We start from the raw sequence: 23508 nt of genomic DNA, 5'->3' as shown, positions 1-23508 counted from the left end.
TTTACTTTGCCGATATAACAACAGGTAATCGATTAATCAGACAAATCGTGAATCAGAAAATTGTATACCTTTATTATATGAAAATAATATTGCTGGGTTTTGTGTTTATGCTTGCTGCCACATGCTGCTTTGCGCAGAACAGGCAAGCTATTTTGAAAGTAATGCACACACAGGAGGAGGCCTGGAACCGGGGCGATATTGAAGCGTTTATGCAAACTTACTGGAAATCAGACTCGTTGGTTTTTGTAGGAAAAACGGCACCCGCTTACGGCTGGCAAACAACACTTGATCATTACAAACAAACCTATCCCGATAAGGCTGCCATGGGGCAGCTTAGCTTTAAGATCATACAGCTAAAGGTATTGGATGCAACCAATGCTTTTGTTTTGGGAGGATGGAAACTAACCCGTGAAAAAGATACACCAGGCGGCTATTTTACGCTATGGTTTAGGAAAATTAAGGGTGAGTGGAAGATAGTTTGTGACCACACCTCGTAAAAGAGATCAGGGTTGGAGATAAAAGGTTAAGTGGATAAATACGGGGATTTGGAAGCGTGGGAATTAGCGATTCCTCTCTTAAGAGCGGAATTTATAAAGATACCGGATCGCAAAAATACTACTGCATGAAAAGAGGTTTAGTAATTGGGAAGTTTTTGCCGCTCCATATTGGGCATATGGCTTTGATTGGTTACGCGCTTCACCATTGTGATGAGCTTGTAGTGGTTATTGGTGCCAGCGATGATGAGCCCATTGATGGAAATATCAGGCTTGACTGGCTCGAAAAAACTTACGCAGGTAATGACAAGGTTAAGCCTGTATTATTAAGCTACGATGAAGCTATGCTGCCGGGTGCGGGCGACTCGATAGAAAATATGTCGAGACTTTGGGCCAGCTATCTTAAAAGAAGCTGCCGCCTATTAATGTGATATTTGCTTCCGAGGCCTATGGCGCTTATATGGGGCGGTTCCTGGATTGTGAAAGCGTTATTTATGAAGAACCCTGTAAAATTGTACCGGTACCAGCGGCAAACATCAGGGAAGAGCCTGACTTATACCTGCATCTTTTGCCTGATGCGGTTAAGGATTACTATAAAAAATCAGGCTGAATAATTCTGGTGGCAATATTTTACAGGCGTTATTCCCGATCAATCCTTAGCAAACCAGTTCCGCTTAAAATCGGAGGGATTCTTTCCAACTATCTTATTAAAGAGTTTATTAAAATATGATAAGCTTTCAAATCCCACAGCGTAACAGGTTTCAGTAACGTTTTTATCCTGCATGAGCAGGTTTTTGGCTACATCAACACGGTATTGGTTCACGAAATCGGTGAAAGTCATTTTAGTTTGTTTTTTAAAATAGCGGCAAAAAGCCGCTGTAGTAAAGTTCACTTTAGCCGCCACTACATTTACATCGGGTTTAAGATTGTAATTACTGCCGATATATTCATAAATAGCCCCCATCCTGATCTTATCTTTTAAAAAAACTGCAGGTTCGGCTCGTCGTTGTTTAAAATCGTAAATTCTTTTGAACTAGCCAGTATGTTAAAGATCTCCATTAATCCCATTAATTGCTGAAAAGAATCCATCCCCGGTAAAAGTTTCAGTTTTCGCACTACCGTAGTCCTGGTATCTCCATAAAAAGCAATACCGTTGGCGGCCTTTTTAAAAAGCTGCCCGATGGTCGAAAATTCGGGAGCGGTGCCTATTGCCGTTCCCATGAAATCTTCTTTTAGCTGCACCACTATCTGATGGTATTCGCTCCGCAGCCGGTAATCAAAGTTAAGGTGGGGAAGGTTACTGCCAATAAGCACCAGGTCATGCTGGGTGTAACCGGAAATATGTGAACCGACGTGCCTGATCCCAGCATCGGCCTCAACATAAACCAATTCGTATTCGGGGTGATAATGCCACAGAAAAGTGTTGCGAAGCCGGGGCGAAAAGAGTTTGAACGATTTGCCAGGTTCAAAATTAATCTTCTCTAACTGTATCTTATCCATGCTATATTGAGCATAAGGTTTTAGTAAAGATAAATAAAATGATCAATGTAGAGCAAATTTTGGTCATTGTACAGGATAATCCATCTGTCATGCCAACCTAAATTTGAGTTATAAATCAAAAAGAAAATGAAGACCGAAAACGCAGCCATGACCGTGGCAACCACGCCGGCTAATGCACATAAAGAGATCCCCGGTAATCCGTCAACCGCTAAATCAAGCCAGATCCGCCTGAATGAACGTAAAAACAATGAACCGCTGAAAGTGCTTAGCGAGGCCGATTGGCAATTTTGGATAGAGAACGGTTACGTGATCATCAAAAATGCAGTGCCTAAAGTGCAAGTTGAAAAATTAGCTAATTATCTGTGGCAATATGAAGATAAGGATGCTAATGATATCAGCACCTGGTATAAAAAGCCCAACGCGCAAATGCAAATGAGCGAGCTGAATAATACGGGTATGGTTGAAATTTATAATCAGCAGTTTATGTGGGATAACCGGCAACATCCTAAAGTACATGCCGCTTTTTCAGATATCTGGGGCACCGAAAAGCTATGGGTAACTATTGACCGGGCCAATCTGAATTTTCCGCTAAGGCCGGGCTTTGAATATAAAGGTTTTATTCACTGGGATTATGACCCGGAAACCAAACCTCAAAATGTGCAGGGCGTACTGGCCCTTGCCGATCAGACTGATGAAAACATGGGTGGTTTTCAATGTATCCCGGAACTATACCGTACATACGATACCTGGAAATTAACCCAACCCGAAGATAGGGATCATTATAAACCTGATACCACCGGTTTTGAGACTGTGAAAGTGAAACTGGAAGCAGGTGATCTGCTGATATTTAACAGTTTGCAGCCGCATGGCATAAGACCTAATACCAGTGCAGATAAAGTGCGTATAGCGCAGTATATATCCATGATGCCCGCCCAGGAAGACAATGAAGAGCTAAGACAATGGCGCATTAACAGTTGGCAAAGCCGCGAAGCCATGCAGGGCTACGCTTTTCCGGGCGATCCGCTGGAACGGGAAAAGCAAAATCCGGTAGCTGAGCTTAGCGATCTGGGTAAAAAACTTTTGGGCTTGGAGCGTTGGTAGATTGTATCTCATATACACGTTTTCGGGAGCATTTGATAAACAAGCTGGTTGTGAAGACACGGTCGTGGGTATAAAACAAAATAGCGATGGACAAATCCATCGCTACTCAATATCATGCCTTAAGACTAAAAACGTAAGACTTTCGACTTTAAAAGGTTTCCCTGCGGCAAGCTCTCTATTAGCCCATTTAACGGCCAGTCCTTCGCGGTATTTAGCATATTTGCCTTTGAACATCATTTTTAGAGCGCTATCAACACCACCTTTAACGGCCAGGTTGTATAGGCTTGCCGCTTTACGGCTTATGCTGGCATCCCATGCGCGAAGGCTGAGTGAGTATGAACCATCCACATATTTCATCCAGTGCCAGTAGCCGGTTGGCATAAACAGGGTATCGCCATGTTCAAGGAAAACTTCAATACCTTCTACACCGTCAAGCGCCGGGAATTTTTTGACATCAGGATTTAGTACATCATAATCCTCCAGTGCATACGTGGCATTGGGGATACAGTACAGGCGGCGCTTCCACTTGTTTTCAAATAGGATCACATGCTTACGCCCTCCAAAATGGGTATGGAAAATATGCGGAAGGTCAATATCGTAATGTAAAAAAGTAACCGAGTTTGAACCGCCGAAAAACATGGCGGGCATGCTTTCCAAAAAGCCCCCCATCAGGTCCTTAGGTAATATGATATCATCCAAAAGTTGTGGCGCTTGCTTAAATATGTTAAAGAAAAAATCCTTAACTCGGTTGGTTTACTGCGGATAAGGTCGATATATTCATCAAAGGGCATTTCAGTTGCCGACAGATTGATGGGTTTTGAAGGATCGGCCTTTGAATTATCGTACAATGGCACTACTTTATTGCCAACAACCTGCTTTAAATATTCGGGTGTCCATTTTTCGCGGGCAGGCCAGCTTTTGGTAAGCCCTTTGATAACCAGCGGGCGACGAGGGTCTAAATAATTCTTCTTGAAGTCTTCGGGAGAAATATTTTCAACCGTATCGATCGGGTTAAGAATGAAGCACATAATAGTTTATTACTTTAGGGGGATTACGCTTATTTTAAAATAAAGTTACAATATTGTTTCTTACTCGTTTAAAAGCATTCAAAATAACGAAATAAACCCCAAAGTAGTATAAATATATCTTAATATTATGGCCTGCCTGATACAAGGGCATTGTTAGCGCGTTTGATAGCCAGGCTCTCCTTCCAGTCCATATAATCCTTTTTAAAGCGAGCTTTCATCAGGTTGTCAAACTTGCGCTGCACTGTTAAGTTATACAAGCTTTTGGCTTTAATGGCCCATGATTTATCCCAGGCGCGTAACGATATCGAAAATGAACCGGTGAGGTATTTCATCCAGTGCCAGTACCCGGTTGGCATAAACAGGGTATCGCCGTGCTCTAAAATGGCCTCTTGTCCTTCAATGCCGTCAAGTGCCGGAAATTTGGTGAAATCGGGGTTTTCAATATCATAATCTTCCAAAGCATAGGTAGCAAAGGGGATGCAGTACAGACGGTCGGTCCATTTCTGATCAAACAGCATTACATGTTTGCGGCCATTAAAATGTGTATGGAAAATGTGCGCAAGATCGATGTCGTAATGTAAAAATGTTACAGAACCGGCGCCGCCGAAAAACATATTGGGGTATTTATCCAGGAAACCACCCATTAAATCAGATGGCGAACGATAATCTTCCAGCAGTTTTGGGGCATGTTTAATTGGGTCGAAGAGGAAAATTCTTAAATCAGTGGGTTGTTTTTGAATGAGATCGATATAATCGCCAAACTTCATTTCAGTTGCAGATGCATTGATAGCTTTGGAAGGATCGGCCTTTGAGCTGTTATAAAGCGGAACGGTTTTATCTCCAACTACCTCTTTCAAGTATTCAAAAGTCCATTTTTGCAGTGCGGGCCAGCTTTCAGTGGCTTTGCGGATAATAAGCGGTTTACGCGGATTTAAGTAATTGTTAACAAAATCCTCCTTGCTTATATTGTCTACACTATCAATAGGTGTAAGCGTTATACTCATTTTCACAAATTAATTAACGAGCAAAATTAATTCTTTGTAAATAATATGTAAACGATTTGTGCCGATTTTGAAATTGTGTTGACAGTTGCAGTATAAAGTTGCAGTGGCAATACGTAACTGCAGTGGCAGTAGGAAGTTGCCGGTGCAGTTTCATGGAGTGTAATAAAAAGAGTATATTTTGCCTATCTTTCTCTAATCAGTGTACCGCTTGTACAACTGCCGCTGCCAACTGCTTCTGCCATTACAAACTGCAACTAACTTAATTAGGTTTCAAAACTGAATTAACTACCTGGATAACGCCGTTGCTTTGTGCAACATCGGCTATGGTGATGAATGATTTGCCCCCTTTTTCGTCAACAAGGTAAAGTTTTGCACCCTGCGACATCACAGTAAGCGTGCCGCCGCTCAGTGTGTTAAGCTCCAGTTTACCTTTGCCCTCTTTTACTTTGGTTAACAGCTCGGCCGAGGTTAATTTGCCGGGCACCACATGATAAGTAAGCAGTTTAATAAGATTGGCCTTGCTTGCGGGTTTCATCAGGTTGTCAACCGTGCCTGCAGGAAGCTGGGCAAAAGCTTCATTAGTAGGTGCAAAAACAGTATACGGCCCGGCCGCTGATAGGGTAGGCGCCAAACCAGCAGATTTAATGGCGTTTACCAGCGTGGTATGGTCTTTTGAGCCGGATGCGTTTTGTACGATATTTTTAGCGGGCGACATGACGGTACCGCCTACAGTTTTTTGGGCGAAAGCTTTTGGGGCTATGGTAATAGCTATAAACGATAGGGCGATAATGAGTACTTTTTTCATAATTGCAGGCATATAAAACATTGCGATTTGATAAATATAAACAGTTTTTAAAACCATTTTGCTTTGTAACAAAGTACTGACTGTAAAAAACCTCAAAGGTTTAGAAAAATAATCCGACTGCAATATGATCGGCATACAGTTTACCTGTTGCGCTAAGATAAATAACATTATCTTTTTGTATGATCCATTCCCTATCGAAATATTCGGCGGCAGCTTTGAGTAATTCGGCTGATGCGCCTTTGGCTATCTGGTTGAGCTTAACCAGTTCAAGGCCCCAGATTGTGCGTAATGAGGTCATGATATATTCGTTCAGGCGGTTCTCTTCGGTTAGCTCCTCGGTTTCGGCCTGTAGTTTTCCGGTTTCAAGCGCCTGCATATATTTCGCGTTGTTAGCGATGTTCCACTGCCGTGTATCGCCGTTATAAGAATGCGCCGAGGGGCCAATTCCTAAATATTTTACCCCTTTCCAGTAATTTGAATTATGACGGGAGTATTGACCGGGCTTGCAAAAGTTGGAGATTTCGTAATGTTCAAACCCATGTGCCTGCATGGCATCCATCAGCACTATAAATTGCTCTGCGCTTTGTTGCTCATTCATGGGGGGCTGTTTTTTTGCTGATAAAGGCTGCAAGTGCAGTTTGAGGTTCAACCGTCATCGAATAAGTAGACACATGCGGAACATTAAGCTCAAATACCTTATCAAGGTTTTGCTTCCATTTGGTATCGCTAAGCATAGGATAACCGTAAATGAGGTCGACCGTAATATTTTCAAATCCGGCGTCCTGGGCGCGTTTTACTGATGATTCTGCTTCCTGGCCGCGGTGTACACGGTTCATCCAAACCAGGTCCTCGTCAAAAAACGACTGGATCCCTATGCTGAAGCGGTTAACCGGTGTTTGTTTAAGGGCTTTGAGTTTGTCGGGTTTCAGATCATCGGGGTTGGCCTCCAGGGTTATTTCGGCCACGGAAGATACGGTGTGGAGTTCGGTTAGCGTGTTAATGATCCTGCTGATTTCGTCGCCATCCAAAACAGAAGGGGTGCCGCCACCGAAATAAATAGTTTCGATGGTTTCACCGTTGAGGTAACCTTTTTGCAGCTTGATCTCACTGATCAAAGCATGCAGCATTTCATCTTTGTACTTTAACGATGTGCTAAAATGGAAATCGCAATAATGGCAAGCCTGCTTGCAAAAAGGGATATGTATGTAAATGCCTGCCATGCTTTTAAGGGTAAATAATCGAGAGTAAAGTAAAATAAGATAAAGTAGTTATATAGTTCATTTTCAATATTTTATATTAATTTATTCTCTTTTACTTTTTTGCAATTGATCTTATTTTATGTTATTTTTGTTACTGAGATGTTACTTTTCGGCTATTGTGAGTAACAAAAGTAACAAATAAATTATGGTAACGGTCAGATATAAAAAGTTAAGCAGCGGCAAATTTAGTGCTTATCTCGATATTTATTCAAATACCGTAGAGGGCAAAGGTAAGCGCAATTATGAGTTCCTTAAGATTTATGTCGGTAAGGACTATTCTGTTCCGGGCACCCGGATCACTGAGTCAGACAAAGATAATCTTAAGATCATAAATGCACTTCGCAATAAAAGAGAGAACGAATTGAATTTTTCAGACCACGGTTATAAGCAGCCTGTCAAAGTAAATTATAACCTGTTAGACTACTTTGATCAATGTTTGGCCAAGAAATTTAATTATAAATTGGAGTGCCTTATTATTCACCTTAAGAGGTATTTCCCCAAAAGAGAGGTTTTAGTTCAGGACGTAGATGAAGATTTGTTAGACAACTTTCAAAGTTACCTGCTTAACCAGGTCAGTAGAAATACCACTAATGCGTATTTATCCGTTTTTCGGCAACATTTTAATAAGCTGGTAGTTAAAGGCGTGATTACAGCCTCGCCGTTCAGTACATTTAAGATCATTGAAGAAGGCGACACCGAACGCACTACCTTGACCATCGAAGAGGTCAGGACTTTAGCCAATTTTATTCCGAAAAGGGGAAATAGCCAAATTCGGCAGGCGTTTTTATTTTCATGCTTCACCGGTCTACGGTTTTCAGACGTAAAAAAATTAGTTTATAGTGAAATTGAAAATGACCAGATCACTTTCCGGCCAGCTAAAACCACAAAAAAAATTGTTATGGTGCCACTTACCGAGGATGCCAAGTCAATCTTAGAAAATCTCTCAAAGCACCCGATAAATAAAAAAGTTTTCTGGGATTTGCCATCAAGCCAGGTAGTTAATGTCTACCTAAAGTTTTGGGCACTCGAAGCGGGGCTAAAGAAAAATCTGCACTTCCACGCTGCACGACATACATTCGCCACCATCGGACTAACGTTCGGCATGGACATCTACACAGTCAAAGAAATACTTGGACACAGCAAAATTGAAATGACACAGATTTATGCCAAAATAGTCGATCAGAAGAAAAAGTTTGAAATGTTAAAATTTCCACCCCTCATACAAACAGATAATATTATAAACTATATTCTGTCAATAGGTTACCAAAAAAAACAACATCCCAATTTTCCCGATTCTTTTAAATTTGTAAAGTCAATTTCTGATGTATTAATAGCTGTAGTTGAGCTGTTCAATGATGGGAGTTTGCAGTTAATTGGACTGCCTATTGATGTTGAAGATAATGAAGTAACATACTGGAATGAAAGTAAGTCCGTTTTTGATACTGATGTAATTAACCCAACTTTGGATGAATTTAAGATCATAGAAAATACGTTTACTAAAAACAGATAATTCAAATTTGCTTAGTTAGATTTCCGGCTTTAAAAACCGAGATGATAAACGTTTATGCTAAAGTTTTTGATCAAAATAAATAAGTAGAAATGTCAAAGTTTCCGAGTTTGTCAGATGAAAAGGATATTCATTGAAATTATAACTGTCATTATATTTTGCATATTTTACAGTTTATTGCCAACGTTTCGCACGACAATAATAATCTGTAGTATTTTACTTGCGCTATGGATTGTGCCTGTACAATTGATTTTATCTGTTAGTTACAGAAATTGGCTCGATGAACTGGGTGACCGTTATGGAGGTCTTAGTTTTGAAGATAGGCTGGCGCAAATAAGAAATAGCTTTAAAGGCTTGACCGAGGCTGAATGCCAAAAGCTGCGATGGTTCTATATACAGGCCCTGGTGTTTCACTATATTCTATTAGTAGTATATTCTTTATCAATAATAGTCTGTATCTCTTATTTACTGTACTATGGAAATAATAAATCCAGTCCAATAATGGTTACGGAATCAGTTTTAGCAGCGCTGGTTGTTGCCATAGGAGGATATTTTTTCGGGAGTAATATGTTTTCTTTGAAACGAAAAAAGGTACGTGACGAGATTTATTTTCTTCTGATCAGCAAAGACTGGAAAAGGAAATTAAAAATGCCAGATCAATCCGAATTTACGAGTTCATTTGATGAAATTAATGGTATTTCTTTTTACAGTTTCTGGCTACAGGGTAGGACTTTAGAAGAAAGGAAGGAAGCCTTTAATCAGTTCCTGATCAGCCTGAACCTAGGCAGTAAAAATGGTGAACTTTTCCAATTTGATAGCGGAAAAGTTAAGATCGTTTCAGCAGTATATGCCAATGCGGCTAATAAGTCCATCGCAGGTTTTCTTCGGTTCTGTATTGAAGAACACAAGGTGCTTTCCTCAAATATTTTGCATCATAAAAATCGTGAACTTCTACGTGATATTTTTATACTTAATCCCGAAAATGATTTAGTGTTTCTGGAAGGTCAGCGCTATATTACCACCTCGGCAGAATACACAGATGTGTATAAACAAGCGCTCAAAAATTAGGTTAAAATACGAACCTTGATAATACTTAAAGACTTAATATAAATACGGTCATTCGATACCGATCAACCGTTCGTATAGGTTTATTTTATGCTATTTATTTGCTTCCGAAATCAATACGGAATGCAAATGAACATAAATGAAAACACCCGTGTAATAGATCTGAAGGTTTCCGATCTCATTACCATTCTAAAAGAGTCCACTCCAATTCCTGCCGCACCGGTACAGACGTCCGAGGATGACGACGAAATTGGTGGCTACGAAGTGGCAGAAAAAACTACCGGATACGCCCGGCAAACTATCTACCAACTAAAGTCGAAAGGCAAAATTCCCTATATCGCCATGCCCTCTGGCGGTGTCCGTTTTTCCAGAAAGGAAATTCTCAAGTGGCTGATGTCCCATAAAAAACTAACCTATGAGGAAATAACTGCAAAGGCGGATGATTTTGTGTTTAAACGGAGGGCGCGACGTAAATGACAGGTGCTCCATTAGTCGACCATCTCCCGTGCGAATTGCGTCCGGTCCGAATGGCGGCAGTAACCGGCCCGGTCTCCGACACAGGTTCGCTCGCGGTGCACCCGTCGTATTGCCGATGAAAAAAAGCTAATCAACAAATTTTTGAACAAATCTTTAATCCTATGCGCAAAATGAATTGCGACGAAGCAAGGCAAATTTCGATAGTCGATTATCTGGCACAATGCGGGTTCCGGCCACAATATATTAAAGGGGTTAACCATTGGTATCTCTCTCCGATCCGGGAGGAAAATACAGCCTCTTTTAAGGTTAATACCCAACTCAATGCATGGTTTGACCACGGCATGGGGGTCGGTGGGAATTTCATAGACTTGGGTATTCGGCTACATCAATGTACAGTAGAACAATTATTAAGCCGGTTAAGTGCCGGAGATCGCTCTCTTTGTTTTCACCAGCGGGTAAAGGAAACGGAGGCTGAACCAGAGCATAAAATAAAGATCATCCAGGCTGGGGAATTGCAAAACCTGACATTGGTAAAATACCTACATGAGCGTGCAATAGATTATTACACGGCTAAAGCATGGTGCAAGGAAGTACTGTTTACATTGAACGAGCAGCGTTACCTGGCTATCGGCTTTAAAAACAACTCGGGTGGCTACGAACTGCGTAATGCACAGCTTAAATTATCCTCGTCCCCCAAAGATCTGACCTACATCGATCAAGGAGCAGACACGGTTCACGTATTTGAAGGCTTTACAGATTTCCTGTCTTTGCTAACACTAAATGGCCGCGATATGCCTGGCGATTTCCTGGTGTTGAATTCACTCAGCTTTGTGGGCAAAAGTTTGGAGATTTTGCAACAACGTCCTGCTGCCAAATTGTACCTGGATCACGATAAGGCGGCAGCAAAAGAGATGGCTTTCATTAAGCAAACAATTCCGAATGTAGAGGATGCCAGCCGCTTTTATAGCGGCTATAAAGACCTTAATGCCTATCTCAAAATTCAGCAGCAGAGTAGGGGGTTGGGCTTATGAAAGGCATCGGCATGGCAGCATCGGCAATTTCGTTTTTTGCGGAGCCAGCTATGTTTCGGCCCTGCCGAAACTCGCTGGCTCCCCTTCATGCTATCGCATTTGGGGGGATTAGGAAAGAATTTATTAAGACAGATTTATGCTTTATCAGCTTGGATTTTAAAGTAAGTCAAATGGAGAAGGAGACACAGAAAGTAAGAGTAGTAAACAAGGGTGGCCGCCCGAAGGCGCAAATAAAAAGAGATTGCCAGTTGACGGTGATGTGTAATATCATAGAGAAAAAGATGATACAGGCCAATGCCAAACGCGCCAGGACAAACGTATCAATTTATCTCCGTCAAGTAGGATTAAATGGCCGGATAACCGTGAAGACTTTGCCGAAGGAAGTGTTGCAATTTACCGGCACCCTAAATCACATGGCGGCCAATTTAAATCAGATCGCCAGGAAGCGGAACAAGGGTGAAGACTTAAATACGCTCGACAGAGCATTGTTGAACCAGGAAGTCAGAGGCTTGCAGAGTATAGTAAAAGAGGTTAAAAATTATTTGGCATGATCGGGAAAATCACTACAGGTAAAAGTTTTCGCGGCTGCATGAGCTACCTGCATGAAGGCCGGTTGCAGGAGAATGAGAAACAGCAAAAGCTGGAAATGGAAAAGAAGCAGGCGGAGGTCATTTATTACAACCAGTGCTTTGGCAACAAGAAAGAATTGATCCGGCAATTTGTAGAGGTAGCGCAGTTGAACCCAAATGTCAGCAAGCCGGTGTTCCACGCCAGTATCAGTTTTGACCTGGCCGACAATGGTAAACTCAGCATACAGGATAAGATCGATATTGCCGAGGGACTGGCCAAAGAGTTTGATTTTGCAGATAGACAATACGTAGTGATTACCCATGCCGATACCGAGCATGAACACCTGCATATTGTTGCCAACCGGATCGGTTTAGAGGGGCCGACCGCGAGCGACAGTAACAGTTATCGGCGCATGGCTGAATATTGCAGGCGGATGGAACAAGCGTACAATTTGACCAAAGTGCTGAGCCCTAACAAATTCCTGAAACCAGAGCAGCGGGTAGCGCAAAGCCAGCGGGTGGATCAACGCAAGGAACATTTAAAAGCACATTTGGCGAAGGCCGTTAAGCAATGCAAAAGCGTAAAGGAAGTCAAAAGCTACATGGAGCAGAAAGGCTATCAGGTGGAACTTGGGCGAGGTATTGCTTTTACCGATCAGCAGCATGTCAGGTTCAAAGGCAGCCAGGTTGGTTACAGCCTGGCCGACATCGAAAAGAAAATTCGGCAGGAGCAGACACAGCGGCAGGTACAGCAAATGCAGCCTAAAAACCAGGCCCGCGATCAACGTCAAGCTTATGGGCAGGAACAACCCAAAAGTTTGGCCGATCAGTTACGGGAAGTGATTAGCGAGAATGAGCAAAAAGAGCAGAAAACCTATTTGAAGCGGGAACCGGAAACGCATTATTTAAGGGCAGCCCTGGCAGCTGGCGGCGAATTGTTTGCTGGCCTGCTTCAAAATATGCCGGAAGAAGAACCGGAAACGCCAAGCAAAAAGAAGAAGAAAAAGTTAGGCCAGGATCAAAGCTACCACATAAGCAGGTAGGAAAATTGAATTGTAAAACCATTAATTAATGATAATATGAAGAATGAAGCAACAGCAATCGATGAAGTGACTATGACGGATATGCTCAAAAATATTTTCGAGCATGAAGAAAAAATGCAGAAATACATGGAAACCCGGGCAGTAGAGATTAAGGAAAAAGACACCATGATCGAACGATTGTTCACTGAAAGCAAGAAGCAAAAAGAAGAATTTGCAACCAAGCTGGCCAATATGAAAGTGACTGCGCCAGCACCTGATCTGTCCGTGGTAAAGGAAGCCATTACTGCCGGGCTTGCAGGCATCACTAAAAGCATGTCTACAGACTTTGTTGCGATCAGAGAGACGATCAACAGAGGCCCGGCCCCGATCACACGGAAACTTCAGCTATTCTCAGATGCAAAAACGCCTGAGCAATACAAAGCGGTGCTTTCATGGATCGTCTTTGGATTGATTGGGCTGGTAACATCGGTCGGCACCATTATGCTGATCTGGCACTATATGAATTTAACCCACGTCCGTTAATTCAATTCTGCTATGAACCCATTAAATATAGGGCAGCGGTTTTGGCGGCTGCCCTATCAAACAACCAAAAAAATTAGTAAATTTGATTAACGATGGATAAGAGTATGGAAACACAAATTTTGACAGACGAAAGCGGTGAACCGACAAGAGTGGTGATGGATTACCAAACCTACGTTGAAATGTACCGGCAATTAAACCTGCCATTACCCCCTGCTAAAACCGTACAGGCGCGCAATCCGCTCGATTGGTATACCAGAACTGAAAGCGCTAACTCTATATTAAACGGATTGGTAGCACTGGCCTCGCGGGAAAAAATGAAAGAATCTGAAAAGGCCAATCCCGATCAGCAGCGCATCGAGGAATTGCTGGCTTTACGCAAAGAGGCTATTGAGGCGGTAAACAACAATGATAATTTTTCCAGCCTGGAGCGGATGGATCAGGTCATTGAAAAATACGGTCCTATTTTATTAGCGGAGAAAAAAATCCCGATTTAAGTTCAGAGTATGGAGTAGACCGAACCGAGTCCTTAAAGAACTTGTACGCGCGCTCTGAACAACGGTTTGACAAAATTCAACAGATCATTATTGAAGATAACACGGCTATTGCTAAACCATCCGATAGCCCTGTGGTCATTGTCTTAGGTGCCCAGCCTGGTGCGGGCAAAACAGAGTTAGAAAGAATCGCCAGGGCCGAATTGGGCGGTAATATTATTAATTGTAATGCAGACTTGTTCAGAGATTATCACCCTGACGCCCATGAGATCAAATCCCGCTTTGAATCCTACTATCCTTCACTTACTGCCAAATACGCCCAGGATTGGAATAATGGTTTGAGGGCTTACTGCGAAGACAACCGGCTTAACTATATACTGGAAACAACGTTTTCGTCTGGCCCAGAGATGAATAAGACCATCGATGAACTTCAACAAAAGGGCTACCGTGTAGAGATTAAGCTGCTGGCTATCCATCCCCGGCTGAGTTTGTTGGGCACCCACCTGCGCTTTGAGGACATGAAGTCCCAGGAGAAAGGTGACAGAATGGTCGGCAAGGAAGTGCATGACCAAAAATATGAGATGGTTGCGCCCACCCTTTATACTGTACAATCTGCCGCATTGTACAACAGGCTGCAAATGTATGGCCGTAGCGTTGAACCCGTTGAAGGTTCCTTTAAGTTAGGGGTTTATCTGATCGCTACCAATCCGCCCAATCCCTTGCAGCTGTTCCAGGATGAAATTGACCGGAAATGGTCGCCGGAGCTTTCAGCAAGTTTTAACCAGGGTGTTCAACAGGCGGTTCATTTAATGCAGGCCAGGAACGCCGCTGAGCAGGAGATTAAAGGTTTCCTGAAAGACATGCAGAGTGAATATCCCACCCAAAAACAATTGCAGTTGCAAATGGAGCAACAAATAAAGGAGCAGGAATTTGCTGAGCAGCTTAATAAGCGCTTGGCGGGTGAGTTGCCACATATTAATATTAATGGAACAGATTTTACCATAGACCTGCGGTTGGGCGAGTTACGTGAAACAAAAGCACCGGGAAACAGCATCCAATTGCACCAGATGCAGGCCGGGCGTGCAGGCGAAGCCTATCTCTTTTTCTATCATACGCAAAAACATACCGTTTACGATCCCCCGGCCAATATCAAATCACTGCCGAAAAATGTTGTTGTAGTCGAAATTCCCGTTGAAGCAAAGCTCGATCCGGTAGGTACGGCAGAAATACTTGAGGTTGATATTAAAGAATTTGTCAAAGCCCACCCTATTCAAAACGAGTTGACTGCTGTGGTTAAACAGCTTTTTCAATCTGCCTTACCAGAACTGATCCAGCAAAATTTGAGGAAGGAGGAACCAAAAAGGCAAGAACAAGATCAAAAAAAGGCAGGAACCCCGACGAAGATTTAGACCAGGGACTTGACTGGGCTCCTAAAATAGGCCGTTGAAATAAGATGTGTGATTCATAGAGATCCTTTCCATAACTTTATGTTGAAATGATGGAAAAACCGTTGGTTTTACCACATTTCAACATAAATAACAACAATGAACAATGAAGTAAAAAAACGCCTTGAGTGGGTTAAGCTTTACGAATCTATTGGCGTGGCAGGTGTTGTTTGCATGCGTTGCGGTATCAGCCGTCCAACACTTCGAAAATGGATTAAAAGATATAAGGAATTTAGTATTGATGGCCTTAATGAACACAGCAGAAGACCACATAAAATATACACTCAGATAACCTTAGAAGATGAGCAGCGAGTTCTTGATTTAAGAGATAAGCGAAAGCTCGGTCACCGTAGCATTGCCAACGAAATGAAGCGTTTATACGACCGATCTTTGTCTACAGCTACCATTCATAAGATACTTATCAAGAATAATAAACAGTACTTAAAACTAAGACGGAACTACCGCAAACGCTTACATCGGTATAACAGGCCAATACCCGGCGACCGAGTCCAAATGGATGTTTGCAAGATAGCGGGCAAGCTTTATCAATACACTGCTATTGATGATTGCAGCCGTTTTAAGGTTGTTGAACTATTCCCCAGACGAACAGCAACAAATACATTGAAGTTCCTTGAAACAGTAATTGAACAGATGCCTTTCCCTGTACAACGTATTCAAACGGATAGAGGTAACGAGTTTTTCGCCTATTCATTTCAGGAAAGGCTTATGGAGTACGGCATTAAGTTTCGGCCGATAAAACCACGATCTCCCCACCTCAATGGAAAAGTTGAAAGAACCCAAAGAACCGATCTTGATGAATTTTATTCTACCGTTGATATTAAGAATCCAGACCTGCCTAATCTGCTTTCACAATGGCAATTTCACTATAATTGGTTTAGGGCACACAGCTCTTTAAAAGGAAAATCCCCAATACAAGTGATTAATGAACTAGCTGATAAAACACCTGTATGGGATGAGGTTAGTAGCATGTATGATCCTTTGAAAGAAAGAATTAAAGTCCAAAATTATTGGCTTGATTCTAAGCTATATAAGTGAAACGATGTCTGTAAATCTCACAAATAAGATCACTATAACACGAAAGGGTTAATGGCTATTTCAATGAAAGCAAATCACAACGCGCGAAGCGCGTTGTGATTTGCTTTCATTCTTTGAACAACTGATATTTGCAACAACCAAGGCCATCACCATCATTCATGCTGGTTAGTTGTGATTTGCTTTCATTCTTTGAACAACTAAGGTGCAATAATTGCGCTTAATCGAACGATAGGTTGACAAGTTTTTCTGTACTACCGATAAATAAAGTCCGACAAATAGCCATTAACATAAATGTTCATTTCCCCGCTTAACAACTGGATGCAGCAAGCTAAAAAAGGGTCAAGGGTGGTGTCTGCCAAAAAACTAAACACGACACCATTTACAAGCCCTTGACGCTTTTTTAGTGGCGCTAACTTTTGTGGCTTGCGGTGAGATGAAAAGCTAAAACCCAGGTATTGTTTGAAAGTTATAAATCTGGTTTATCCCGCTTTCGCCAAAGAGATTTGATATGCCGGATTAGCTTTGCGATTTGCCTATCTAACCAAAAGTATTGAGTGCTATACATTTTGTAAGCAACAATTAAAATGACTATAAATATTGCCCAATCAGAGATTCCCATACGGCATTAATAGGTAATGCAATATAAGCTGACCAGTAATCTCCTTAAAACATCGGACCTGCTTGGCCGCGCTATCCGACTGTACGGCCTCGGAAAGAGGCCTTTTTCCAAACTTTACACTCACAAAAATAGCTTGCTGAAGAGAGCCCGATCAGCCCGAATAGGAAAACGGAAAATAGCAATTAAGGACATATATTTCTTGATTTTAATTTAAAAGGCTGGTAATATTACATATTGATTTAAATTAAAATAGCTGTAATAATTATTAAATAGATCATGTTGTGTGCATTTAAATAGTAATTGGCATGTTAATTTATTGTATAATAATTAACATAATACACTTGCAAATAAATTTATTATACCTATATTAGAACAAGTAAACTGTAAAGTAATCATATTTGAATACCATCTAAATAAATAAGACCTGAACCGCCATTCTCTTAAACAAATATTATATGGACAATTCTGCTTTTCTATAGTTATATATTTATCAACAAAAATGCTATCATTTAGCATCACTATTATGATAGTAATTGTGAAAGTGGAATTTGCTTCCCACGGCTATTTGCATTATCACGAACTTAAATGGTGAATACCGGTAAGCCCGTATTCTCACATTTTTGTCAAAGTAAATATTCATCCGATCGCTAAAAAAACAGCCATTTGATGACTAATATTTACCCAAATACTTAAACCACCTTATCGACTGCATGAAAAAGGACAATATCACCTTCATAATTTCAAAATTTGCTAACTTATTAAATGTTAAGATAAATACCCAGACCATTTACGAAGAATTGCTAACCCATCCTGATTATCCAAGTTTATTAGCTGTAAGCGACGTTTTGCAAGCTTTGCAGGTTAACAACGCCGCTTATCGTGTGGCTCCCGATCAGCTGTCCTTAGTCCCCTTGCCTTTTATCGCCCATACGAACGGAGATGGCCAGGGCAGTTTTTTAATTGTTCATCAAGTAGATAAAGAAAAAGTAACTATTTCAAACGAAAAATGGAATAAACGTACATTATTGTCAGATGATTTTAAGAAAATGTACGATGGTGTGGTTTTAACGGCTGAGCCGTCTGTAAATAAAATTTCGCCAGGTATTTTCACAAACTTAAACTCATTTAAAACCGTCGCGATTGTCGCCGGTTTGCTGGTTTTATTAGGCGCCTTCCTTAGCTTACATACCGCTTATTTTAGTAATTTAAGCTGGCAATCAGGTTCTCTTACACTTTTTAAAAGCGCCGGCCTTTTTACGTCCGTTCTATTGCTCATTCAGTCCATAGATAGCAGTAATCCGCTGATACAAAAACTTTGCCAGGGAAGCGGTAAAACAAATTGCAATGCCATTCTCTCGTCGAACGCAGCGCAGGTATTTACAGGGCTCACCTGGAGTGAAGTAGGCTTTTTCTATTTCACGGGTACCTGGCTGTTATTCATATTCGGAAACGGATCGGTTGCCATATCGCAGATGCTCTTAGCCTTAAACGTTGTTAGTTTACCTTATACATTTTATTCTATTTATTACCAGTCCTCTGTTGCTAAGCAATGGTGTTTATTGTGTTGCACCATACAGGCTTTGTTATGGCTGGAATTTATACCGCTAATTGCATCTTTTCATAGGCCTGCAGTTATACCATCTTATACAGAATGGATCGACTTGTTCTGCGCGTTATTATTGCCTTTTTTGTTATGGAAACTTTTGAAACCACTATTGCTGCAGGCACAACAGGTACATTCTTTGAAACTTCAGCTACAAAAATTCAAATATAATCCTTCCTTATTTAAAAATCTGCTCACCGATCAACCCAAATATGTGCAGCCTGCCGAAGATTGGAGTATTGTATTAGGAAATGTAGAGGCGGGCAATATCATTACCCTAATCACAAATCCCTATTGTTCACCATGCGGCAAGGCGCATAATCAATTACATGACCTTCTTGAACAGAATCAGAATCTCCAGGCCCGGATTGTCTTTACCGCCAGCAATCATGAAAGTGATATCCGAACACCGGTAAGTCGTCACCTGATGGCGCTTAGCAGCCTGGCAAATAAGGAAATTGTCAAAAGGGCCTTGTTCGATTGGTACCGGCAAAAGCAGAAGAATTATGAAGCATGGGCTAAGAAATACCCTGTAGAACTAAATGAACTCGAATACAATAAAATAAGTAAACAAAAGGCCTGGTGCCGGATGGCGGAGGTTACTGCGACGCCGACAATATTACTGAATGGTTACCGCCTGCCGGATATGTACCAGCTTCCGAATTTGAAATACATGCTTGATTAAGCGTTGCGATACTTTGGCCAAGTAAAGGAACATGCACTTTAAAATACATGTTGCCCAATCGCCGGGGCATGGTTTCGGCACAGTTATTCAATATTACCTCATTACATTTATGTCACAATTCAGTAGATTAACAAGAGCTGAGATGAAAAACGTTTTAGGCGGTACTGCTCCACCGCCGACAGGACAAGGAAGCTGTTCTTATTTCGGATCCTGCGCCACTTGGCCTACCTCAAGTTATGACCCGGACAACACTATTTCTGCTACTATACAACAAACCGTAGCCGACGAATGGTGCGAAGGCCATGACTGCTGCACCAACGTGGATTGCCCAGGTGCTGTAGGGTAAAATTTATAATTAAACTAAGCAGGCTTGGCGATCAGTAAATTGGTCGTCAAGCCTCTTTTTTCTGGTACTGTGAATTAATGTCGTCCTATGAGAATAAATACTGCCCGATACCTGTTTCTAAACCTCTTTCTGCTGCTGTTTTTTTCCAAAGCCTATTCTGCGGATATTATCATCAAGTATATTGTTGAAAAAGACAGCAGCATTCGTTCCACTCACAGCGTAAGTGACTATTTGCTGGGAATCGTAGAAAACAACTATGATAATATTGAACAAAACGCGCAAAAGAATGTGCCATCGGTCAAAAAGATCCTGTTTAATTCAGCTAATGAGGAAATCGTTCTGATTAAATATAAAATCAATAGGTACGGTACGTTTTTTATCACTGACTTTTATGGTCACGAAGTCTTGTTGGATCCTTCAATGACTCATGACACCATTGTACTCAATGTGAACTTAAACAGATTTAAAAAGCAATCGGGTGCAAAAAAATCTTCTTTATTTAAACGATTCGGTAAGCAGCACCAAATTCTATATTATCAAATACCCCCCAAAGTATAAGTACATGGGCTTCTTTGACACTTTAGCTTATTTGCATGGGGACCTGCACAGTGGAGGAGGCCACTATTCTTTTAAGGAAATGAATCATCAGCTTGATAAATACCTTTCAAAGGTTAATGCAGTTTACTTTGACCGGGTTAAGTTTTATAAAAGTTTTATCTCCCAAACCCGAATGCCCGCCAAGCTTAAGTACTATGCTTTGAAAGAAATTCAATATAGCTATTATAATGATTTGCTGGACCCGCTTCTGAACTGGGATGCTTCCCTGCTTGGATCATATCCTGATGCGTTACGGGATACGATAAAAAAATAGGCCGGGGCCTGAATAATAAAGATTTGTTTGAAAATATAGCCGCTTATCGTGGCGTGGTGTTCAGTTATGTTTATTCGGGCCTAATAACACCTCCGTCAAGATCATTTAGGGAGAAGCCGGATAGCGCCTACTTGCTTAACAGGTCCGACTACGCTGTCAGAAACCTCAGAGGCTATTCGCAAGGATATTTATTAGCTTCACTGATGCGGCTTGCTACTCAAATTAATTCAGTAAATACCTTCGAGCTCCTGTACAGGGAATACGACCATGGAAGCTCCTTAGCCGGGGTCAACAGATACACGGACTCATTAAGGACTTTAATTTTAAAGTCCGGAAACTTAGCCCCCACCGAAGTCCTCAATTTGAATTTTGAAACCGCGCAAGGCGAAAACCTTAAACTTCAGACGCTTCTAAATAAAGATCTGATTGTGGTGGATTGCTGGGCAACATGGTGTATTCCATGCAGAAAGCAGGAACCTTTTTTATGGGAGATCGCTACGAAATACAAGGACAGGGTACAATTTATCTCTATTTCAGCCGATCAATTAAAATCAAAATGGGATCACTGGCTGCTCGGTAATAATAGTAATGGCCTATTACAACTCCACGCGGCAGGTGGCTTCGAAAATGTATTTTTTAAAAGGCTAATGATCAATGCGATCCCCAGGTATATATTACTATCCAGGTCGGGGCAACTGCTAAATCTGGCGATGCCGTACCCGCAAGATAAGGATGCTTTTGAAAAGGAGCTCCAACAACACCTAAACTAATATGCGTTTTCAATTTTATAAACAACCGGACCAGATGGACTGCGGGCCGACCTGCCTGCGCATGATTGCCAGGCACTATGGCCGGAATTTTACCGTCCAAACGCTCAGGCGGCTTTGTGAGATCAATAAAGAAGGTGTTTCTTTATTGGGCATCAGCGACGCCGCTGAAAAAATCGGCTTCCGTTCCATGGGGGTTAAACTCAATGCCGCCCAGCTGAAAGATGCAGAGCTGCCCTGTATCCTGCACTGGCGGCAGAATCATTTTGTGGTATTGTACAATATAAAGAAGCATAAGTATTACCTGGCCGATCCCGCTGATGGTATGGTCGTGCTTAATGAAGCCGACTTTAACAGGAACTGGCAAAGTGATGCCGGGAGTGGCATTGTGCTTTTATTATCCCCTACGCCTGATTTTTATGAACAGGAAAATGAAAAAGGTAACGAAGTACGATGGTCGTTCCTATTGCGTTATCTGATCACCTACCGAAAACTGGTCATCCAGTTATTTTTTGGGCTCGGTATAGGAAGTATGTTACAGCTAATCGCTCCATTTCTAACCCAGTCTATTGTCGATATCGGCATCAATACACGCAATCTTAATTTTATATACATCGTTCTTTTCGCGCAAATTGCGCTGATTATTGGCCGCGTCAGTGTGGACTTTATCCGCTCATGGATATTACTGCATATCAGTACCCGTGTCAATATCTCCATCCTTACTGATTTTCTGATCAAATTGATGAAACTGCCCATTGGTTATTTCGATACCAAAATGACCGGTGACATCATGCAGCGGATGAGCGACCAAAAAAATAGAGGGGTTTTTAACCGGCTCTACCTTGAGTACACTATTCTCCATGTTTAACCTGCTTGTTTTTTCGGTCGTGCTGGCATATTACAACGCAACCATATTTTTCGTTTTCGCAGTCAGCAGTACGTTATATACAATATGGATAACCCTATTTTTAAAACGGCGCAGGGCTCTTAATTATAAGAGCTTCGAGGTATCGGCCAAAAATCAGGGCAGTATAGTGCAACTGATCGGTGGTATGCAGGAAATTAAACTAAACAACTGTGAACAACAGAAGCGCTGGGAATGGGAACATATCCAGGCCCGGTTATTTAAGTTCAGTGTAAAATCCCTTGCACTCAGCCAATATCAGCAAGGCGGAGCAACATTCATCAACGAAGGGAAGAACATTTTGATCACTTTTCTAAGTGCGCAGGCAGTGATCAGCGGTAACCTGACCTTAGGGGCTATGGTTGCTGTACAAAGCATTGTAGGCCAGCTCAGCAGCCCTATAGAGCAGTTGTTGGGATTTATACAGGGCTTCCAGGATGCCAAGATCAGCCTGGAGCGCTTGAACGAAATTCACCAGATGGACGATGAGGAGCCTGTAGGTAAAGAATGGAGCCACACTTTGCCGGAAAACAAAAGCTTAACGCTTAATAATCTTACATTCAGCTATCCCGGTGCCGGGAATGAACCGGTACTGGAAAATATTGAATTAGTTATTCCTCATGGTAAAACTACAGCCATTGTAGGTATGAGCGGCAGCGGCAAGACGACTATAATAAAACTGCTCCTGCGCTTCTACGAACCTCAAAAAGGTGATATCAAGGTTGGCGGACAGCAGATTGGTAATATCGCGTTTAAGACCTGGCGTGGTCAATGTGGCGTAGTCATGCAGGATGGTTTTATTTTTTCAGATACCATAGAACGCAATATTGCCGTTGGTGATGACTACCCGGATAAAGCTAAACTAAGGCATGCCGTAAAAGTGGCCAACATACAGGATTTTATAGATGGCCTGCCTTTAGGCCTGAACACCATGATAGGTGCCGAAGGTAATGGTATCAGCCAGGGGCAACGACAACGGATGCTGATCGCCCGTGCCGTTTATAAAGATCCGCACTATATATTTTTCGACGAAGCCACCAATGCACTGGATGCTAACAATGAGCGCGTGATCATGGATAACCTGACCCGTTTTTTTGAAGGGCGCACGGTAGTCATCGTTGCGCATCGCCTAAGCACGGTAAGTAATGCCGATAACATCATTGTTTTGGATAAAGGACGCATTATTGAACAAGGTACCCATAACCAGTTAACTGCCCTGAAAGGCGATTATTATAAATTGGTCCGGAACCAATTGGAACTGGGAACATAACCGTAGGGGGACACAGACAAAAAAACTTTAATTACCGGAATAAAAG

Annotated in this window: 25 protein-coding genes and 3 pseudogenes; 21 read left to right on the top strand and 7 right to left on the bottom strand. The window is 41.8% G+C overall.

Annotated elements, in window-relative coordinates:
* Positions 1-77: 77 nt before the first annotated feature.
* The 3 genes from ACRQ5D_RS05155 (at position 78) to ACRQ5D_RS05145 (ending at position 1104) form a co-directional block, all read left to right on the top strand.
* Complete coding sequence (locus ACRQ5D_RS05155; protein ID WP_091171701.1) at positions 78-497, top strand: YybH family protein; 420 nt, start codon at positions 78-80, stop codon at positions 495-497.
* Between the two features lie 125 nt (positions 498-622).
* Positions 623-925 carry an adenylyltransferase/cytidyltransferase family protein gene (locus ACRQ5D_RS05150; protein ID WP_432328513.1) on the top strand — a complete coding sequence of 101 codons (303 nt, stop codon included), beginning with the start codon at positions 623-625 and terminating at the stop codon, positions 923-925.
* Positions 922-1104: a hypothetical protein gene (locus tag ACRQ5D_RS05145; RefSeq protein WP_432328512.1), complete on the top strand. Its 183-nt coding sequence runs from the start codon at positions 922-924 to the stop codon at positions 1102-1104. Before ACRQ5D_RS05150 ends, ACRQ5D_RS05145 begins: the two co-directional genes overlap by 4 nt.
* 39 nt (positions 1105-1143) lie before the next feature.
* Here ACRQ5D_RS05145 and ACRQ5D_RS05140 read toward each other — a convergent pair whose 3' ends face one another.
* Positions 1144-1458, bottom strand: a complete 315-nt coding sequence (locus ACRQ5D_RS05140; protein WP_431199181.1) for a helix-turn-helix domain-containing protein — start codon at positions 1456-1458, stop codon at positions 1144-1146.
* Between the two features lie 14 nt (positions 1459-1472).
* Entirely contained in the window at positions 1473-1994 is a 522-nt protein-coding gene (locus ACRQ5D_RS05135; RefSeq protein ID WP_431199180.1) for a hypothetical protein, read from the bottom strand.
* 126 nt (positions 1995-2120) lie between these two features.
* On the opposite strand from ACRQ5D_RS05135, the gene ACRQ5D_RS05130 reads away from it, so the two are divergent.
* Entirely contained in the window at positions 2121-3095 is a 975-nt protein-coding gene (locus ACRQ5D_RS05130) for a phytanoyl-CoA dioxygenase family protein (RefSeq protein WP_091171707.1), read from the top strand.
* 102 nt (positions 3096-3197) lie between these two features.
* Here ACRQ5D_RS05130 and ACRQ5D_RS05125 read toward each other — a convergent pair.
* From ACRQ5D_RS05125 to ACRQ5D_RS05105, 5 genes and pseudogenes are all read right to left on the bottom strand, one after another.
* Positions 3198-4123, bottom strand: a pseudogene (locus ACRQ5D_RS05125) (cupin-like domain-containing protein).
* Between the two features lie 125 nt (positions 4124-4248).
* Complete coding sequence (locus ACRQ5D_RS05120; RefSeq protein ID WP_091171709.1) at positions 4249-5127, bottom strand: cupin-like domain-containing protein; 879 nt, start codon at positions 5125-5127, stop codon at positions 4249-4251.
* Between the two features lie 259 nt (positions 5128-5386).
* The gene (locus ACRQ5D_RS05115; protein ID WP_091171993.1) at positions 5387-5932 is read right to left on the bottom strand and encodes a fasciclin domain-containing protein; all 546 of its coding nucleotides are present in this window, start codon (positions 5930-5932) and stop codon (positions 5387-5389) included.
* A 100-nt stretch (positions 5933-6032) separates the two neighbouring features.
* Positions 6033-6530: a hypothetical protein gene (locus tag ACRQ5D_RS05110; RefSeq protein WP_431199179.1), complete on the bottom strand. Its 498-nt coding sequence runs from the start codon at positions 6528-6530 to the stop codon at positions 6033-6035.
* Complete coding sequence (locus tag ACRQ5D_RS05105; RefSeq protein ID WP_431199178.1) at positions 6523-7152, bottom strand: coproporphyrinogen-III oxidase family protein; 630 nt, start codon at positions 7150-7152, stop codon at positions 6523-6525. The genes ACRQ5D_RS05110 and ACRQ5D_RS05105 overlap by 8 nt, the downstream gene beginning before the upstream one ends.
* A gap of 184 nt (positions 7153-7336) precedes the next feature.
* Between ACRQ5D_RS05105 and ACRQ5D_RS05100 the strand changes: the two genes are divergently transcribed.
* From ACRQ5D_RS05100 to ACRQ5D_RS05020, 17 genes and pseudogenes are all read left to right on the top strand, one after another.
* Positions 7337-8701 carry a site-specific integrase gene (locus ACRQ5D_RS05100; RefSeq protein ID WP_091171713.1) on the top strand — a complete coding sequence of 455 codons (1365 nt, stop codon included), beginning with the start codon at positions 7337-7339 and terminating at the stop codon, positions 8699-8701.
* Between the two features lie 231 nt (positions 8702-8932).
* The gene (locus ACRQ5D_RS05095; RefSeq protein WP_143020825.1) at positions 8933-9766 is read left to right on the top strand and encodes a hypothetical protein; all 834 of its coding nucleotides are present in this window, start codon (positions 8933-8935) and stop codon (positions 9764-9766) included.
* Between the two features lie 126 nt (positions 9767-9892).
* Positions 9893-10240, top strand: a complete 348-nt coding sequence (locus ACRQ5D_RS05090) for a helix-turn-helix transcriptional regulator (RefSeq protein WP_143020826.1) — start codon at positions 9893-9895, stop codon at positions 10238-10240.
* A gap of 161 nt (positions 10241-10401) precedes the next feature.
* Positions 10402-11271: a toprim domain-containing protein gene (locus ACRQ5D_RS05085; RefSeq protein WP_091171718.1), complete on the top strand. Its 870-nt coding sequence runs from the start codon at positions 10402-10404 to the stop codon at positions 11269-11271.
* A complete protein-coding gene (locus ACRQ5D_RS05080; RefSeq protein ID WP_256337492.1) occupies positions 11268-11822 on the top strand; it encodes a plasmid mobilization protein in 555 nt (184 codons plus the stop codon). Before ACRQ5D_RS05085 ends, ACRQ5D_RS05080 begins: the two co-directional genes overlap by 4 nt.
* Positions 11819-12883 carry a relaxase/mobilization nuclease domain-containing protein gene (locus tag ACRQ5D_RS05075; RefSeq protein WP_091171720.1) on the top strand — a complete coding sequence of 355 codons (1065 nt, stop codon included), beginning with the start codon at positions 11819-11821 and terminating at the stop codon, positions 12881-12883. Before ACRQ5D_RS05080 ends, ACRQ5D_RS05075 begins: the two co-directional genes overlap by 4 nt.
* A 36-nt stretch (positions 12884-12919) precedes the next feature.
* The gene (locus ACRQ5D_RS05070; RefSeq protein WP_091171722.1) at positions 12920-13405 is read left to right on the top strand and encodes a hypothetical protein; all 486 of its coding nucleotides are present in this window, start codon (positions 12920-12922) and stop codon (positions 13403-13405) included.
* 104 nt (positions 13406-13509) lie between these two features.
* On the top strand, positions 13510-13899 hold the full coding sequence (locus tag ACRQ5D_RS05065) for a hypothetical protein (RefSeq protein WP_432328511.1): 390 nt from the start codon (positions 13510-13512) through the stop codon (positions 13897-13899).
* 41 nt (positions 13900-13940) lie between these two features.
* A complete protein-coding gene (locus ACRQ5D_RS05060) occupies positions 13941-15305 on the top strand; it encodes a zeta toxin family protein (protein ID WP_432328510.1) in 1365 nt (454 codons plus the stop codon).
* 135 nt (positions 15306-15440) lie between these two features.
* Positions 15441-16411, top strand: a pseudogene (locus ACRQ5D_RS05055) (IS481 family transposase).
* Positions 16412-17726: 1315 nt separating this feature from the next.
* Positions 17727-19304: a cysteine peptidase family C39 domain-containing protein gene (locus ACRQ5D_RS05050; protein ID WP_091171730.1), complete on the top strand. Its 1578-nt coding sequence runs from the start codon at positions 17727-17729 to the stop codon at positions 19302-19304.
* Positions 19305-19446: 142 nt separating this feature from the next.
* Complete coding sequence (locus ACRQ5D_RS05045) at positions 19447-19650, top strand: hypothetical protein (RefSeq protein ID WP_143020827.1); 204 nt, start codon at positions 19447-19449, stop codon at positions 19648-19650.
* 87 nt (positions 19651-19737) lie between these two features.
* A complete protein-coding gene (locus ACRQ5D_RS05040) occupies positions 19738-20208 on the top strand; it encodes a hypothetical protein (RefSeq protein WP_431199174.1) in 471 nt (156 codons plus the stop codon).
* Positions 20209-20287: 79 nt separating this feature from the next.
* On the top strand, positions 20288-20521 hold the full coding sequence (locus tag ACRQ5D_RS05035) for a hypothetical protein (RefSeq protein WP_431199173.1): 234 nt from the start codon (positions 20288-20290) through the stop codon (positions 20519-20521).
* 23 nt (positions 20522-20544) lie between these two features.
* Positions 20545-21291, top strand: coding sequence for a TlpA family protein disulfide reductase (locus tag ACRQ5D_RS05030; protein WP_431199172.1), 747 nt, complete (start codon positions 20545-20547; stop codon positions 21289-21291).
* Between the two features lies 1 nt (position 21292).
* Positions 21293-22532 (top strand): annotated as a pseudogene (locus tag ACRQ5D_RS05025) (cysteine peptidase family C39 domain-containing protein); the annotation flags it as partial.
* An 18-nt stretch (positions 22533-22550) separates the two neighbouring features.
* Positions 22551-23462, top strand: coding sequence for a peptidase domain-containing ABC transporter (locus ACRQ5D_RS05020; protein ID WP_432329715.1), 912 nt, complete (start codon positions 22551-22553; stop codon positions 23460-23462).
* The last annotated feature ends 46 nt before the right edge of the window (positions 23463-23508 follow it).

This window comes from Mucilaginibacter sp. P25 (assembly GCF_050859465.1).
Classification (GTDB): domain Bacteria; phylum Bacteroidota; class Bacteroidia; order Sphingobacteriales; family Sphingobacteriaceae; genus Mucilaginibacter; species Mucilaginibacter gossypii.
Note: the sequence above shows the minus strand (reverse complement) of the source record. Positions and strands in the feature narration are given on the sequence as shown.